Source organism: Roseburia sp. OF03-24 (genome assembly GCF_003463035.1).
Lineage (GTDB): Bacteria > Bacillota > Clostridia > Lachnospirales > Lachnospiraceae > Roseburia > Roseburia rectibacter.
Window position 1 is genome coordinate 1 of sequence record NZ_QSCK01000025.1, and the last position, 16152, is coordinate 16152.

Below are 16152 nucleotides of genomic sequence, written 5' to 3' on the forward strand. Positions count from 1 at the left end.
CACTGGCTGAACTGGACTGGTAATTATACCGGAGGTTCCGGTGGAGATCAGACCGTGGATACAAAGAAATTTACATTCACAATGCCGGCAGGAGATGTCACGATGACAGCCAATGCAGAAGCAAATAGATATACGATCCATTTTGATCCAAACGGCGGAGCCGGACATATCGACGATATCGAAACCACGTATGATACCGATGTGACACTGCCGGATGTATGGAATGCAGATGGAACAGCAGCCTATGTGAAATACACACTCGATGGTCAGAATGTGACAGATGGTGTCATTTCAGGGGCAATTCCAAAGGCAATGATGGCAGGATATGAAGAGGAAGATGCCGAAAGTGAAGAAACTGGAATCGAAGATACTGAAACCAAAGATGATGAGAATTCAGATATCGAGGACGAGGATACTGGAAAAGATGGTAATGACGCGGAGTTGGATGAAATTGAAGAAGATAAGAAAGCCGAAGCACCAAAGAAAAAGGTATATGCATCCATTTTTATGGGATGGGCTTTGGAAGATGGCAAAGATACCTTTATCCCGAAGTGGAAAGCCGGAGATATCGTTCAGAACCTTGTAGCAGAAGATGGTGGAGAGATCACACTTTATGCTGTATGGGATGATTGTCCGTGGATTCAGGCGCAGGATCTGTATTACACTTTAGAGCAGGCACAGAGCGGATTTATCACGGAAGAAGAGATTTTAAGACATGCAACAGCGACCGACCGTGAGGATGGAAGCCCGATTTTACCGGGAACAAACCCTGCTCCAAGTGATCCGGAGGTTTTCACATCCTTTACGATCCCGGACTATCAGGAAAGTGAGTTTACAAACCTGCAGCATGATTTTGCAACATCCGAGAATCTGACTGTAGTTGACCATACAGGAAATACTTATGTGAAACAGATCATGGTGTATGTAGTTGACACAACGCCTGTTGTAGAAAAGCCGGAAGGAAAGACCAGATTTATCAGTGAGAAATATTTTAAATTAGATCATGAACATGGCGGATTGGAAGAAAATTCTATCTGGATGACAAATCCGGAATATCGCGCCGCACTGCAGAGGGCATTTGATAATTTGAAAAATGACACGCCGGAAGATGAGTTTTTGATCCCGCATGAAACGATTCTGGAGATGAAGCAGTACATTCAGGACCATGGTATTGGAAACAGTAAAGAACCAGATGCGTTGACAGAGTTTTATAATCGTTTTATGGCGCCGAATAAAGTAAGATAAAAATTGCGACGTCGCAATAAGGGAAGATGATACATGAGCATCTTCCCTATTGTATATTGTAGGATAATGAGTGATGTGCTATGATTTGGAGGGAAAGATGACTGTAATTTTGATTATATTGATAATTTATACGGTCTTTTTAAATATGATGCTGCTGTTCTTTTATAAAGAGTACAGGCTTTGTAAGCTGGAACTTGATTTGATAAAACGGACTGTGGAATGGAGTACGTGTGAAGAGAGAAAATATTTTAGATAAGACATCAAAAGAAAACAGTGAAAAGGAAACAGGGAAAAATACAGAATATTTTTCTATGTTGGATAAATCTATTGCCGAAGCAGAAGCGGGGGATTTTATTACAAAGACAATAGATGAGTTGGAAACATATGAATGATAAAAGAATATTGAAAAAGGTAATAAGAATGAGAAAAGAATATGATATTAAAAAATTAAATCCCAAAAAGAATCCATATTCAAAGAGGATTGGAAAGCAAGTGAACATAAATCTTACGAGCAGTGCAGAAGAGGACTTGAGAATAAATGTTTTGACAGATCAGGAACAGTGTGATAGTATGAGACTAGAAAAAGGGGCACTGCCGATAGACGGTTAGTCCGATTCGCTATTTGAATATCAAAGATAGTCGCCTAGTTTGCAGACCGGGGCGGCTATTTTTGTGGCTTATTATTATCCTTGCCAAAGGTATATCCAAGACCAAAGCAGGTTAAGCCGAAGCTTACCACTGCAATAAAGTCAACAATACTCATGGCTTAGCCCTCCTTTCCAGGAAGTCAGTGACTTCTTTAGATTCCTTTTCAGGTTTCTATGTAATCAGAGGGTCACAGTCCCTCTGTTGAAGGACTAACCGCCTACCGTTATGGCAGTACCCGTAAATGATTGTAACAGGTAAGAATAGAGTGTGCAATAATAAAATGACGAATAAAGTTGAAAAATAGAATAAGCAATGAATGTAAAAAGGAAGATGACAAAAGAGCATCTTCCTTTTTCTTTTATCCGTATTTTCCTAAAGGAAACAAAAATAGTCAAATCCTTTCTTTTATTCCGTTGAAAACCCAGAAACTACTTTCTATACTAAAATCATCATTTACGATTAAGGAGGAAAAGATTATATGGTAGCGGAAAAACAGATAGCAAAAGAAATGGATTCTATTGCGGAGTTAGTAGAACTTTTAAAGCAAAATCAAAAAATGGAGAGTGCTGCAAACATTGTTGCAATGGCTGTGTATGTTGGGAAAATTGATGCAAAGTTAGATCAGTTATTAACGGAAGTCAGAGATGTACAGAACCAGTTAAAAAATATACCGGAAACTGGTAACAGGACATCAATGACGTCATATTTAAAAACGACAGTAGATCATTTGTCTGTGCAGTATAAACAAATGAAAGAAGACTTGACACAAACAAAAGATACCATGAAACAAAAGGCGGGGGAAATTGTAAAAAATGTAAGAAAAGAGGGAATAAAAGCACTGAATGGTGTGACAGAGTTTTTTAAAATTGGAGAAAGATTAAAAAAAATAGAGAACAAGGCGAAAGCAAATTTATCTAAGGTAGATGAAATGATTGAACGGCTTGACATGTTTGGTAAAGGCATGGATGAAGCAAAAAGACAGGCAGTACATTCTGTAAATATTTTAAAAGGAAAAAGTGAACAACAGAACGTTGGAAGCATCTCATCTAAAATGGATGTAATAAAGAAGCCATTCATAAAAGAAAAAGAGATTTTAGGAAACATTTTACAGTTAACAGATAATGCATTGAATAGGTGTGAAACATTATCACAGGAGGCCAAAGGCTGGTATGCTGGTGAGTTTGTTCAGGATGAAAAGACATATCATACATCGGCATCACTTGAAAAGAAAACGGATGATGCCATTAAGAGAGGTCTGCATAAAAAAAGATAGTTTTATAATAATTTATCTAAAAGAATCCATATTCAAAGAGGATTGGAAAGCAAGTGAACATAAATCTTGCGAGCGGTGTAGAAGAGAACTTGAGAATAAATGTTTTGACAGATCAGAAACAGTATGATAGTATGAAACTAGAAAAGGGTACTGCCGATAGACGGCTAATCCAAGTAAATTAGTTTGACAAAAATTGCCGCTTAGTTTACCAGACGTGGGCGGCTATTTTTGTGGCTTATTATTATCTTTACCGAATGTGTATCCGGCACAAAAGCAGGTTAAGCCGAAGCTTACCACTGCAATAAAATCTACAATACTCATTGGCTTAGCCCTCCTTTCCGGGAAGTCAGAGACTTCTTTAGATTCCTTTTCAGGTTTCTATGTAATCAGAGGGTCACAGTCCCTCTGTTGAAGGACTAACCGCCTACCGTTATGGCAGTACCCGTAAATGATTGTAACAGGTAAGAATAGAGTGTGCAATAATAAAATGACGAATAAAGTTGAAAAATAGAATAAGCAATGAATGTAAAAAGGAAGATGACAAAAGAGCATCTTCCTTTTTCTTTTATCCGTATTTTCCTAAAGGAAACAAAAATAGTCAAATCCTTTCTTTTATTCCGTTGAAAACCCAGAAACTACTTTCTATACTAAAATCATCATTTACGATTAAGGAGGAAAAGGATTTATGGGACAATTTAGCTGGATTTATTCAGACACGGACAAACAACTGGTAGATAACAAAAAAGCAGATGCATATTTGTTAGTTCCACCGCCGTTTCAGGAAAAATATGGAAAAGCGATTTATGAGGGATGTTATGACGGTTATGGACATTTTGGAATATACGATGTCTATGATCTGATTGTTGAATGGAATAAGCAGATGATTCCGGAAATCATAGAACGAATTGAAGCCGGAAAATGGCGTTGTGACAGTACCGAAAGTAATGTGCGTAATCTTCGAAATTATTATGAGGGTAAAAATCTTGACTGTGAGCTGCGTTTACTGGGCATTGTAATTGCCTGCTATGATGAGGATAACTTTGTCTTGCAGTATCCGATTAAGATCACAAGTAAAGAAATGGATTATGAGTGTGTTAAGCCGTCAAAAGGTGATCCATGTCAGGGATGGGAGTCATGTGAGGAGGAAGAATGGGAAAACAAATTTCAGATAGAAGAGAACAGTTATGAGGACGATAGCTGCGAAGAAAATGAAGAGCTGGAAGATGAGTTTTTATCATTTAAAAGAGGAAGGGCAAGGTAATTTATAAAATGTATGGAATTATAACAGGGATCGTAGATGAGAATCATATATTGGTCAAACCATTCTGGGAAGAAGAGATGGTAGCCGTTTATGGAACGGAAGAACAGATGGAAGAAGTACAGTTTATATTGGAGTGCAGCAAGATGGGAAAAGATACGGCATCATTGATCGTATTTTTTGATGAAGAATTGCTGGAATTGAAGCAGGGAGGGGAGGGCACCGGATATGGAGAATAATGAAGAAAAATATAAAAGATTATTTTCAGCAGCTGAAGAGGTAATAAGAAGTGCATTTGCTGATGAGAAAGGTATGAGACAGTATCTTGATTTTCAGATGCGGATTCCCGGTTATTCCGTACATAATACAGCGATGATCATGGCGCAAAGACCAGATGCTTTGAAAGTACAGAATTTCAGATACTGGAAAAACAAGGGGCTATATGTACATGCTGGTGAACAGGGAGTAGCTGTTCTGGTTCCAGCAACAGGAAGCAGTGGACATTTGGTTTTTAAAATTGGATACGTGTTTGATATGAAGCAAACGAACGCAAGTCCGGAAAAAATGTCAGAATTACTGAAAGAAGAAAAGCGTGAGCAGATAAATAAGGAAAAAATAATATGGCTGCTTACAGAACTAAATCATACGACAGAAAATGAAGTGTTGAAACGATATCTGTTTTACAATGCGACAGAAAGTGATGATGACATAGTAGAAATCAATAACAGACTGCAGGCTGAAATTGTAAATTATATAGTTTACAGGAATTATGGGTTCAATATGGAGAGTCATTCATTTCCCAATCTGGACAATGAAGTGATCCGGAATATGAAGATTACAGATAAGAAAGAAATGCTGCAGAATGCCAGAAAACATGCTGATGAAGTGATACAGCTGATCAACAGTCAGATTTATCAGTTAAATAAGAAAGAAAAAAGTCAGACGGAAGGTTCTGTCACAAAAAAAGAGAATCCAGTTAAGGATGATAAGCAGGAAAATATAACAGAGAAGGATATTTCAGAAAATCCAGTCCGGGAAAATATTCCGTCAGAGAATGGGACGTCCCGTAATAAAATTGAAGATTTTGGAAAGAAGATCGGTGGGGCAAGAAAGGATTTATGGAAGGATCGCGGTCTGGATATCACAGACATTCAGAATATGAATGCTGCAGAAGCAGCAAAGTATATTACAAAGGATAATATATGGAAAAAACCGGATTATATGAAACTGATTCAGGAAGGGATGCCTGTACATGCTGCATTTTTTATGAAAGAAGTTCGAAATGCGCTTCCGGCTAAGGTTGTGTATTCAAGGAATGATGTAACTCCGGAACAGATCAGAAAACGCCAGGAAGATTATATCCATTTAATTCAGGATGTAAAAGAGATGCTATTTGAGGTAAAGACAGATCCAGATATAAATTCTTTTTTCTTTGAATTTACACAAACCGGCAAGTATATTATGCAGACAACGGCATTTTCGGTAACACCGACAGAGGCAGGATATGCGGTAACGAACAGACTGTTAAATGCAATGCAGATGAATATCAGAACGATAGATCGTAAAATAGCAAAGGAACAATTTGGGGTATCTGAGGATGAAAAACTGCCAAGAGGATTTTCTATTCGTTATTTGCCTGGAGTAAAAGAATATGTTGTAATGAAAGGAAAGTGCAGGATTGCGGACGGTATACAGTCTCAGGCGGAAGCGATTGAATATGCAAGAAAGGCGGCAGAACGGGGCAATAGCACACGCAAGAAAAAATTTGTCCCAAAACAGTTGGAACAAATTAAAAGAAATGGTCCTTCGTATGATGTGACACCAGAAAATCCGGCAACTGGTAAGCAATATATGGAAAAGTTCGGATTTGCAGGGGGAGAGTTCGGCAACTGGATGAATGAAAAAGACCGGCAGGCGGTGTTGGATATGGGATATGATGCGCTTATGGATTTGGCATATGCATTAGAAATAGATCCGACAGACATTGCCCTGGGAAACAGACTTTCAATCGCGTTTGGAGCGAGAGGAAGCGGTAATGCCCTGGCACATTATGAGCCAATGAGAGAAGTAATCAATCTGACAAAAATGCGTGGTGCTGGAAGTCTGGCACATGAATGGGGGCATGCATTTGATGATATAATCGGAAAAAAACTTGGTCTTGACCATGAAGTGGGAGAACAGACATTTATGAGTACGCATGCTGGAAGCAAAAAAATCCCACAGTCAATGAGGATGCTGATCCATACCATGAAATACCGGCCAGCTACGGAGCAGGAATTAGCCGAGATGAATGAGACTGCATGTATTCGTGCAGAGAGATATATGAATTCTATTTTGAATCGGCTATTTCCGGAAGATACAATGGAAAGTATGTATACAGATAAGCTGAGTGAAATCAGAGAAACAATTTTATCTATGCCGGAAGAGATCAGTATTGAATTAGATGGAGCGGATCGGACGGAAGACCATAAGATCAGATGGATTGCAGAAAGGGTAGAGGAACTGAATCAATTAAGAAAAAGTGCTCTGGGACATATTATCACTAAGGATGTCCGGGATACATTATATCGTGCTGTTTATGTGTTCGAATGCACGAAAAGGAATGGATTAACCGAGGCAATGGTGGAAACAGAGTTTTTTAAAAATTCTGTAAAGGCAGATGCCATATATGGGAAAGAAGATAAGGGATACTGGCAGAGTACGCAGGAAATGTTTGCTCGTGCATTTGCATGTTACATACATGATAAACTTCCATGGAAATCTGATTATTTGTGTGGACATTCTGAATCTGCAGTTATGTATGATTATTCAGAGTCCGAGCCAAAGCTGATCAAAGCATTGCCGGAGGGACAGGAAAGAGAACAGCTGAATCAGTGCTTTGACAGGTTGTTTGCAGAGTGTCGTGAAATGGGATTGTTAAAACCGGCAACGGAGAACATTGATATAGAAAAATATCGTGATATGCAGTCGCAGGGAGAAAATGCAGAATGTGCAGAATATATTCAGCAAAGAAGAAAGGTAAGGTAAGCGATCAGGAGATGGTTCATATTTAGGATAATTTTTGACATTTCTGCGTGCACTATGGGATATTTTACATGTGGCATGGTTTGCAAATCCTATTTATTGCTATAATAGATTTGTTGTCTTTAAAATACTTAATTCTACAAATTTCTCACTTGTTTATAGATACATTTATGACGAAAGGGTGAGAAAGATCGGAACAGTAATTTATTTACATAATGTGATAAGGGATAAAATTATGTCAAAGAAGAGTACACCAGAATATGTTAAAGAAATACGAAGAAATCAATATTCCATGGATGGAAATATTGAGAAAATTTTTTCAGAATGTGAAATTACATCATATCCTATTAATGTCTTTCAAATAGCCAGAAAATTAGAGTTTGATATTATTTATGGGAAATTTAAACAAGATAATGTTTATGGTGTTATGTGGGATGGCGATGAGCCTTTAAACGTTGGTGGAAAACAAATGTATCGGGCAATTTTGCTAAATAAGCAAGATTCATTGGAGAGACAAGCATTTACAGTGGCACATGAAATCGGTCATTTTATGCTTCATTGTAAGGATAATACAAATTTTTATGAACGGTATCATGGCGGTGCAGAGCAGACAGACAGTCAAAAGTTAATAGAGGATCAGGCGGATTTTTTTGCGGCTAATTTACTCCTTCCTAAAAAACTCATGAAAGCCTATATATCGCAGCACAATAATCTGTCAAGGTCAGATCTTATTTCAAAAATATGCAAGGATTTTTTGGTGGAAAGAGCCACAGTAGATAAGCGCTTTAAGGAATTAGGCTATGAGTGATATAAATCAGGTTGGTAATAATTCAAATGATTGTGATTCTCTGAATATAAGTGCATTGGAATTCAATCCGAGTGCCAGCAACGTATCTGAAGATATTGAGAATCTTTTGGTGGATGAATCGATATCTGAGAGTGAAAATGAAAATAAATATGCTAGCGATAAAAAAGAGATTTCGGAATTGTTCCAAAATTCTTATATGCATATGGATGTAGAATTTCAAAAATATCTGGAAAATTTTAATGAGTCGGTAAAGAATACTGAACGTCAAAAGTATGTATTAAAAATAATATTTTTTATATGTGTGATGGTTGTTTTATTTTTTGTTATATTGTTCCCGTATTTTCTTGTATTTATGTTCCGCACAAAAGTTACGGATGCGACTGTAATTACGCTGGGTATTTCATCAACAGCAGAAGTGGTGTCTTCGATTATCGTGCTGCCTAAGATAATTGCAAAATATCTCTTTATAAGAAAGAGGAAGATAATAAGCGGGAAATTATTTCCAATATGCAAATGTATAATCATAACAAACAAAAAAGGATGTAAAAGTAACCCTCCTTAGACTCTATCCAAGAGAAAAAGGAGGGTTTTTGAGTCTGTCTGAGAACTGATAGATAAGTAATTAATAAAGTGTTGATATGAACCGGGAAAATTCCCAGATTGAATTTGCTATCATAATATGATAGAATCACATAACATGAGTATGGAAATAGTCAGGTAAGACCATTAGAAAAAGCAAAAGAAACAGTGAGGATTTAACAGTTATATGAGTCAGAAAGTTACAACGGGAGTGCGCCCGACACTGCGCATTGCAGATAAAAAACAGATTCCGTCAACAGAACCGGAACGTCAGTATTATTTTATTGATATTGCAAGGGATTATGTAAGACAGCTTTCGGAGCAAAAAGGATCTCCCTTAACCTTTTTTACTCAAACATTCGGATGCCAGATGAATGCAAGGGACTCCGAAAAATTAGTCGGTATTCTGGAAAAGATCGGCTATGTGCAGGAAGATTCCGAGGAAGCAGATTTTGTTATTTATAACACCTGTACAGTTCGTGAGAATGCAAACAATAAAGTATACGGACGACTGGGATACTTAAACGGCTTTCAGAAGAAAAATCCATTTATGATGATCGGACTCTGCGGTTGTATGATGCAGGAACCGACAGTAGTAGAAAAGATTAAACAGAGTTACCGTTTTGTAAACCTGATCTTTGGAACACATAATATCTATAAATTTGCAGAGCTGATCGTTACCGCATTGGAAAACAGTTATTCAGAGCATGCGGCAGGTCATGGTACATCCATGACGATCGATATCTGGAAAGATACCGATAAGATCGTTGAGGATCTTCCGGTTGAAAGAAAATACTCCTTTAAATCAGGTGTTAATATTATGTTTGGATGCAACAACTTCTGTAGTTATTGTATCGTACCGTATGTGCGCGGCAGGGAGCGGAGCAGAGAGCCCAAAGAAATCATCCGTGAGGTGGAACGCCTTGCGGCTGACGGAGTTGTGGAAATTATGCTCCTGGGACAGAATGTCAATTCTTATGGCAAAAATTTAGAGCAGCCAATGACGTTTGCACAGCTTTTGCAGGAGATCGAAAAGGTAGATGGCATTGAGCGTATCCGTTTTATGACTTCCCATCCAAAGGACCTTTCCGATGATCTGATCGAAGTTATGAAAAATTCCAAAAAGATCTGTAAACATCTGCATCTTCCATTACAGTCAGGAAGCAGCCGTATTTTAAAACTGATGAACCGCCGCTATGACAAGGAACATTATTTAGAACTGGTAGATAAGATCCGTGCCGCAGTGCCTGATATTGCACTTACAACGGATATTATTGTCGGATTCCCTGGAGAGACAGAGGAAGATTTTGAGGAAACCATGGACGTGGTACGTAAAGTGCGTTATGACAGTGCATTTACATTTATTTATTCAAAACGTACCGGCACCCCGGCAGCCGTGATGGACGATCAGATTTCGGATGACGTGATCAAAGCACGTTTTGACCGTTTGTTAAAAGAAGTGCAGACTATTTCCGCAGAAAAAGCCGGAGCGCTGACCGGACAGACACTTCCGGTTTTGATCGAAGAAAAAAATGAGCAGGATGCAGCTCTTGTGACTGGCAGACTTAGCAATAACTCGGTAGTACATCTGCCTGGAACAGAGGATATGATAGGAAAAATCGTGGATGTGAAACTTCTGGAATGCAAAGGCTTCTACTATATGGGGGAGTGTGTATAAAACTCTGAGAAGAAGCCTTTGGCTTCTACTATATGGGTGAGTGTGTATAAAATCCTGAGAAGAAGCCTTCGGCTTCTACTATATGGGTGAGTGTGTATAAAATCCTGAGAAGAAGCCTTCGGCTTCTACTATATGGGTGAGTGTGTATAAAATCCTGAGAAGAAGCCTTTGGCTTCTACTATATGGGTGAGACAGTGTAAGTGTAAAATTTTATGAAGAAAAGAGATATCATTTTTTTAAGTGTTATTTTTATTTGTCTGGCAGGGTTTGCGGCAGGTTTTTATCTGACACATCAGAATACCGGTGCAAGTGTGGAGGTTACGGTAGATGGAAAGGTTTATGGTACTTACCCGCTTGATGAGGATGATGAGATTCCGATCCGGAAAGATGGGAAAACAACGAATCTGCTTGTGATAAAGGACGGAAAAGCTGATGTGACGGAAGCTGACTGCCCGGACAAACTCTGTGTGCATCAGAAAGCTATTTCAAAAACAAATGAGACGATCGTCTGTCTCCCGAACAAAGTAGTGGTGCAGGTGATCGGTGCCGGAGAAAGTGAGTTGGATTCCATTGCGAGATAAGAAAAAAACAGCATATTTAGGTGTTTACCTGGCACTGGCACTCATCTGCAGCTATGTGGAATCACTGATTCCGTTTTATTTTGGAATACCAGGTGTAAAACTTGGACTAACAAATATAGTTGTGGTTCTGATGCTTTACTGCGTGGGAACGAAAGAAGCACTGGCAGTGTCTGCACTGCGTATTGTACTTTCCGGTTTCCTGTTTGGAAATATGTTCAGTATTTTATATAGTCTTGCAGGCGGACTGCTTAGTTTTCTTGTGATGTATCTGCTGAAAAAAACAAAATGGTTTGGTGTTCTGCCTGTCAGTGTGAGTGGCGGAATCTTTCACAATGTAGGTCAGCTTGTTGTGGCTGCTTATGTTGTGGAAAATTATAATATTTTTTATTATATGCCGGTGCTGCTGATCGCCGGTGCACTGACTGGATTTTTGGTCGGTATTGCGGCACAGGAAATGATAAAACGGATCGGAAAACGGATGGTGTAACAGGAGGATTTTAGCATGTATTCATACATCAAAGGTGTTTTGACGGATATGGACGAGGAGAGTATCGTGGTGGAGACCGGTGGGATCGGTTATCATATTTACACGACAGGACAGACATTCCGGTATCTTCCTTCTGTCGGGGAAGAAGTAAAAGTATATACTTATCTGCATGTCAGGGAAGATGCCATGCTGCTTTTTGGATTTCTGACAAAGGACGAATTAAAGATTTATAAGTTACTGTTAGGTGTCAGTGGAATCGGACCGAAAGGAGCACTTGCGATCTTATCCGTGATGACGACGGATGATCTCAGGTTTGCAGTTCTCGGTGATGATGCGAAAGCAATCGCTAAGGCACCGGGAGTAGGTGCAAAGACAGCCCAGAGACTGATTCTTGAATTAAAAGACAAACTGAGTCTGGAAGATGCATTTGAACAGAAATTTGAAAAGACAGGTGAGTCCACAGAAAATCATGCCAGTGGCACTAAGAATGAGGCAGTACAGGCTCTGGTCGCGCTTGGCTATTCGTCTTCCGAAGCTCTTCGGGCATTAAACGGTATTGAGATCACGGAAGAGACGGATGTGGAAGAAATATTAAAGATGGCATTGAAGAAGATGGCATTTTTATAGAAATGTGGTGAAAAGTTAAATGGAAAAAAGAGTCATTTCCACGCAGGTGCAGGAAGAGGATATTAAAATTGAAAAAAGCCTGCGTCCGCAGACGCTTGATGATTATATCGGACAGCAGAAAGCAAAGGAAAATTTAAAAATATATATTGAGGCGGCAAAACAAAGGGGAGAGTCCTTAGATCATGTGCTTTTTTACGGTCCTCCCGGACTTGGAAAAACGACGCTTGCAGGAATCATTGCAAATGAGATGGGAACACATCTTAAGGTGACAAGTGGCCCTGCAATCGGAAAACCGGGAGAGATGGCAGCTATCTTAAGCAATCTGCAGGAGGGGGATGTCCTGTTTGTGGATGAGATACACAGGTTAAACCGCCAGGTGGAAGAAGTTCTTTATCCGGCAATGGAAGACTATGTGATCGATATTATGATCGGAAAAGGGGCAACTGCGCGTGCAATCCGTCTGGATCTGCCAAAATTTACGCTGGTCGGTGCAACTACGAGAGCGGGGCTTTTGTCAGCACCGCTCCGTGACCGTTTTGGCGTGGTGCATCATCTGGAATTTTATACGGTGGAGGAACTAAAGACGATCATTCTTCATTCTGCAAAAACACTGGGTGTTGAAATTGATGAGGAAGGTGCATTTGAGCTTGCAAGACGTTCGCGTGGAACACCACGACTGGCAAACCGTCTGTTAAAGCGTGTCAGGGATTTCGCAGAGGTGAAATATGACGGAAAGATATCAAAGGAAGTTGCTGCCTTTGCGCTGGATCTCTTAGAGGTTGATAAGATGGGACTCGATCAGAACGACCGTAATATTTTAAAGATCATGATTGAAAAGTTCTCTGGTGGACCGGTGGGACTTGATACGTTAGCGGCGGCGATCGGTGAGGATTCCGGAACGATCGAAGATGTATATGAGCCGTATCTGGTGAAAAACGGATTTATCAACCGCACACCCAAAGGACGTGTGGTAACTGATTTTGCGTATCAGCATTTCGGATTGACAAAATAGTTGATTTTAGCATTGAATGTCATTATAATATACCATATATTGTACAGCAGACCGGAGGAGAAGATAAATGGCAGAGAAAACAAGTGCAGAAGTTGTGATCGGCGGAAAAGTGTACACATTAAGCGGATACGAAAGCGAAGAATATCTTCAGAAGGTTGCAGTCTATATCAATGGAAAGATAAATGAATTTGACAGTATAGAGGGATATCAGAGATTTCCAGCCGACATGAAAGCAACCTTGTTAGAGCTTAATATTGCAGATGATTATTTTAAAGCAAAAACTCAGGCTGAGAAGTTAGAACGTGAGATTGAGGCAAAAGAAAAAGAGATTTATGATCTGAAACACGATCTGATCGCAGAACAGATCCAGTCCGAAAATGATAAGAAAGAGATTAAGCGTTTAGATACAGAAAACCGTGAATTGCTATTGAATAAGGCGCGTTTAGAATCGTCATTAGAGGAGTCTCTTCTTGGAAAGATCGAAGAAGATGCGTCAGATGAAGATGAAACAGAACAGAAAGATACAACTGATTAATAACAGATGGATGCCTGCAGCAGAAATCTGTCATACAGGAAAAAGTGAGGGGACGGAGAGATTATTTTCGTCCTTTTATGTTTTTGATGGAGAGAATCAGAATGAACAGTAATAAACGATATCAGAATATAGAATTGTTAGCACCGGCAGGCTCCATGGAAACCTTTCGTGCAGTAATAAATGCCGGTGCAGATGCAGTATATCTCGGTGGAGGAAGATTCGGGGCACGTGCCTATGCTGATAATTTTACCGAGGAAGAACTGCTTTCGGCAATCGATTATGCGCATATCCATGGGAGAAAAGTATATCTCACGGTAAATACCCTGTTTAAGGAACGTGAACTGACCGAAGACTTATATTCATATCTGCTGCCTTATTATAAACAGGGACTGGATGCGGTTATCATCCAGGATATGGGAGCTTTTCAGATGGTGAGAGAGGCTTTCCCTGGATTATCCATACATACGAGTACACAGATGACAGTGACAAACCGCTACGGTGCCGCAATGATGAAGGAGATGGGGGCTGACCGTGTAGTGACAGCGCGTGAGATGTCACTTACGGAAATACGTGATATCAGAGATCATGTGGATATTGAAATCGAAAGCTTTGTTCATGGGGCACTTTGTTACTGTTATTCCGGTCAGTGTCTGCTCAGCAGTATGCTGGGAGAACGAAGCGGAAACCGTGGCAGATGTGCCCAGCCGTGCCGTCTTTCCTATGAGGTTTTTGATGAAAAGAAGCATCCGGTAAAGACAGGGAAAAAAGAGCGTGATATCTATATTTTAAGCCCGAAGGATCTCTGTACCGTATCAATGATCCCGGATCTGATCGAAAATGGTGTTGATTCCTTTAAAATCGAGGGAAGAATGAAAAAGGCAGAATATGCTGCTGGTGTGGTATCTGTTTACCGTAAATACATAGATCGTTATATCAATGCATGTCTGCGCACGGATGAGGTGACTGCAAAGAAAGACTTTAAAGTAACGAAAGAAGATATGCAGCATCTTTATGATTTTGGAAACCGTAGTGGATTTACAGATGGGTACTATAAAAGACATAATGGCAGAGAGATGATCACATTTGATAAGCCATCGCATACAAAAGGAAATGAAGCACTCTGGGAAGAAATAAAAGAGCGTTATGTCCGGTCTGAAAAAAAAGAAAAAATCAATGGAACCTTAAGATTAAAAAAAGATTTTCCTGCTAAACTGGAAATTACATGGAATGATGTCCGGATCTCTGCGGATGGAGATGTGGTACAGGCTGCATTAAAACAGCCGCTTACAGAAGAAAAAGTGTCTGCAAGCATAAAAAAGACCGGGAATACGCCGTATGAGTTTGAAAAACTTGATATAGATATGGATGATGATATTTTCCTCCCGGTGCAGGCCTTAAATGTATTGCGGAGAAATGCATTGGAATTGCTGAGTGAAACACTGACTGCACCTGCACGAAGGGATAAAGCCGGGGCAGATGAAAAAATATCGGGTGAAGATCGACCAGTGAAATTGGTATCTGTACAAAATGAGAAAAATGCAGCATCCGGGAATGGAAAATCACAGCTTTCGGTTTCCATTGAAAACCGGGGTTTTATAAAAAAACTGCTTGATGAGTCCTGTGTGGATTCCATATATCTTGACAGCAGTTGTTATACAAGAGAAAACCTGTTTGCAGCATTAAAAGAAGATACAGTCCGTATTCATTTGTCAGGGAAAAAAGTTTATTATATTATGCCGGCAGTATTTCGTTTTCCTACGCTTTCTTTCTATGAAAAAAATCTGTCGGAAATGAAACAGACCGGGATAGATGGATTTGTAGTAAAAAGTTATGATGAACTTGCATTTATCAGGAAAAATCTTCCGGATACGGATATTATTTTAGATCACAATCTTTATATCTGGAATTCTTATGCAAAAAGGCAGCTCTGGGATATGCAGCCGGTTCGTGATACGGTTCCATTTGAACTTAACCGGAAAGAATTACAAAACAGGGATAATACACAGAGTGAAATAGTTTTTTATGGCAATCTGCCGCTGATGATATCTGCGCAGTGTGTACATGCCAATGCCGGGGCAGACCGGGGGTGTGATAAGGTTCGGACTGTCACCTATCTGAAAGATCGTTATGGGAAATATTTTCCGGTAAAAAATAATTGTACGGAATGTTACAATACGATTTATAATACAGCTCCGCTGATTTTATTCCCTTATCGTGATGAACTGGAAAAAATGGGAATCCATGCATACAGGATCAGCTTTACAACGGAGCAGGAATCACAGGTAAAACAGATATTAAATTTATATAAAACAGTCTTTTTAAATGGGAAAAACAGTCTGCAGGAACTGTATATGGGAGAATATACCGGTGGACATTATAAACGAGGAGTAGAATAAC

At 39.5% G+C, this 16152-nt stretch carries 16 protein-coding genes; all 16 read left to right on the top strand.

Annotated features, from left to right (window positions below):
* A partial coding sequence (locus tag DXA60_RS18690) for a hypothetical protein (protein ID WP_330418426.1) occupies positions 1–1245 on the top strand: 1245 nt, incomplete at its 5' end.
* Positions 1246–1475: 230 nt separating this feature from the next.
* Positions 1476–1637, top strand: coding sequence for a toxin-antitoxin system antitoxin subunit (locus tag DXA60_RS12970; protein WP_117921834.1), 162 nt, complete (start codon positions 1476–1478; stop codon positions 1635–1637).
* The gene (locus DXA60_RS18895) at positions 1630–1854 is read left to right on the top strand and encodes a hypothetical protein (RefSeq protein ID WP_199536227.1); all 225 of its coding nucleotides are present in this window, start codon (positions 1630–1632) and stop codon (positions 1852–1854) included. The genes DXA60_RS12970 and DXA60_RS18895 overlap by 8 nt, the downstream gene beginning before the upstream one ends.
* A gap of 517 nt (positions 1855–2371) precedes the next feature.
* Positions 2372–3166: a DUF6674 family protein gene (locus DXA60_RS12980; RefSeq protein ID WP_117921836.1), complete on the top strand. Its 795-nt coding sequence runs from the start codon at positions 2372–2374 to the stop codon at positions 3164–3166.
* A gap of 685 nt (positions 3167–3851) precedes the next feature.
* Positions 3852–4427 (top strand): hypothetical protein, encoded by a 576-nt coding sequence (locus DXA60_RS12985; RefSeq protein ID WP_117921837.1) that lies wholly within the window; start codon positions 3852–3854, stop codon positions 4425–4427.
* Positions 4428–4435: 8 nt separating this feature from the next.
* Positions 4436–4663: a hypothetical protein gene (locus tag DXA60_RS12990; RefSeq protein WP_117921838.1), complete on the top strand. Its 228-nt coding sequence runs from the start codon at positions 4436–4438 to the stop codon at positions 4661–4663.
* Positions 4653–7451: an LPD1 domain-containing protein gene (locus tag DXA60_RS12995; RefSeq protein ID WP_117921839.1), complete on the top strand. Its 2799-nt coding sequence runs from the start codon at positions 4653–4655 to the stop codon at positions 7449–7451. The genes DXA60_RS12990 and DXA60_RS12995 overlap by 11 nt, the downstream gene beginning before the upstream one ends.
* 232 nt (positions 7452–7683) lie before the next feature.
* A complete protein-coding gene (locus DXA60_RS13000; protein WP_147345392.1) occupies positions 7684–8256 on the top strand; it encodes an ImmA/IrrE family metallo-endopeptidase in 573 nt (190 codons plus the stop codon).
* Complete coding sequence (locus tag DXA60_RS13005; RefSeq protein WP_117921841.1) at positions 8249–8818, top strand: hypothetical protein; 570 nt, start codon at positions 8249–8251, stop codon at positions 8816–8818. The genes DXA60_RS13000 and DXA60_RS13005 overlap by 8 nt, the downstream gene beginning before the upstream one ends.
* 204 nt (positions 8819–9022) lie before the next feature.
* Positions 9023–10513 (top strand): tRNA (N6-isopentenyl adenosine(37)-C2)-methylthiotransferase MiaB, encoded by a 1491-nt coding sequence (gene miaB, locus DXA60_RS13010; RefSeq protein WP_117921842.1) that lies wholly within the window; start codon positions 9023–9025, stop codon positions 10511–10513.
* Between the two features lie 212 nt (positions 10514–10725).
* The gene (locus DXA60_RS13015) at positions 10726–11094 is read left to right on the top strand and encodes a NusG domain II-containing protein (protein WP_117921843.1); all 369 of its coding nucleotides are present in this window, start codon (positions 10726–10728) and stop codon (positions 11092–11094) included.
* Entirely contained in the window at positions 11084–11581 is a 498-nt protein-coding gene (locus DXA60_RS13020; RefSeq protein ID WP_117921844.1) for a Gx transporter family protein, read from the top strand. The genes DXA60_RS13015 and DXA60_RS13020 overlap by 11 nt, the downstream gene beginning before the upstream one ends.
* A 15-nt stretch (positions 11582–11596) precedes the next feature.
* Positions 11597–12208 carry a Holliday junction branch migration protein RuvA gene (gene ruvA / locus DXA60_RS13025; protein ID WP_117921845.1) on the top strand — a complete coding sequence of 204 codons (612 nt, stop codon included), beginning with the start codon at positions 11597–11599 and terminating at the stop codon, positions 12206–12208.
* A 19-nt stretch (positions 12209–12227) separates the two neighbouring features.
* On the top strand, positions 12228–13220 hold the full coding sequence (ruvB, locus tag DXA60_RS13030; RefSeq protein ID WP_117921846.1) for a Holliday junction branch migration DNA helicase RuvB: 993 nt from the start codon (positions 12228–12230) through the stop codon (positions 13218–13220).
* Positions 13221–13287: 67 nt separating this feature from the next.
* Positions 13288–13755: a cell division protein ZapA gene (locus DXA60_RS13035; protein WP_117921847.1), complete on the top strand. Its 468-nt coding sequence runs from the start codon at positions 13288–13290 to the stop codon at positions 13753–13755.
* Positions 13756–13856: 101 nt separating this feature from the next.
* Complete coding sequence (locus DXA60_RS13040; RefSeq protein ID WP_243006881.1) at positions 13857–16151, top strand: U32 family peptidase; 2295 nt, start codon at positions 13857–13859, stop codon at positions 16149–16151.
* Position 16152: the final 1 nt, after the last annotated feature.